This is a genomic window from Citrobacter sp. wls619, assembly GCF_005281345.1.
Taxonomy (GTDB): domain Bacteria; phylum Pseudomonadota; class Gammaproteobacteria; order Enterobacterales; family Enterobacteriaceae; genus Citrobacter.
The window spans coordinates 1-650 of the sequence record NZ_SZXJ01000053.1 but is presented as its reverse complement, the minus strand read 5'-3'; the positions used below and the strand labels follow the sequence as shown (position 1 = coordinate 650).

The following is a 650-nucleotide window of genomic DNA, read 5'->3' as shown; positions in this document are numbered from 1 at the left end:
GGGGGAATTACAGCCGATGGACTGGCGCAGTTAAAGAATGTATCTGAACCTCCGCCGCGATGTTCTGCGGCCCGGTGTTTGCAGAGGTCTGCACCGGTAAAGGGATCAACCGTCCTGACGGAACAGGTGCTTCTTTCAGGTTGTAAAGCAAAGGGCGCTGTCGACGACAGCAAAGGGCAAGAGGAAGATTACAGCCGTTCTACGTGAATGAAAAGAGGAAACCTTTGTTTTTGGGAATTGAGTCGTTTGTGGATTTTTTCGCAATTTTATGAATGGCAATCTGACGCGCTTCGCTTGTCTTCTCCCGATCTTCCGCCAGCAGAGCAGGCAGAAGATCGGGAGAGGCGGTTTAGCTCTGGCGGCATTCCGGTTTACGGTAACGGGACGGCCAGATTTGCTCGGGAGCTACGCCCAGCCTTTCAGCTATCAGTTTTTCACCTTTGGGCCAGTGCCTTATTAAGGCATTTGCCAGCGTGGAAGAGGCCAGTCCGGCCTGACGGGAAAGTGCAGAAAGCGACGTTCCCCGCTTTTTCAGCGCCGCGATGATGTCGGCGGGATGCCAGTCTTGTAACATCATGCGGCCACCTCGTCGATAAACTTCATGCCATCGGCAGTACGCAACCAGCGCGGGGCTTTCATTTCCGCAGCGA

Annotated in this window: 2 protein-coding genes; one reads left to right on the top strand and one right to left on the bottom strand. The window is 54.2% G+C overall.

From position 1 onward, the window contains the following. A partial coding sequence (locus tag FDX19_RS25305) for a hypothetical protein (protein ID WP_212734713.1) occupies positions 1 to 207 on the top strand: 207 nt, incomplete at its 5' end. Positions 208 to 349: 142 nt separating this feature from the next. Here the strand turns inward: FDX19_RS25305 and FDX19_RS12235 are convergent. Then, the gene (locus FDX19_RS12235; RefSeq protein ID WP_137382915.1) at positions 350 to 577 is read right to left on the bottom strand and encodes a helix-turn-helix transcriptional regulator; all 228 of its coding nucleotides are present in this window, start codon (positions 575 to 577) and stop codon (positions 350 to 352) included. Positions 578 to 650 lie beyond the last annotated feature (73 nt).

What these genes read in the sequence shown, in the direction of transcription:
- FDX19_RS12235 (WP_137382915.1), bottom strand. Translation starts at nt 577, where the DNA reads ATGATGTTACAAGACTGGCATCCCGCCGACATCATCGCGGCGCTGAAA.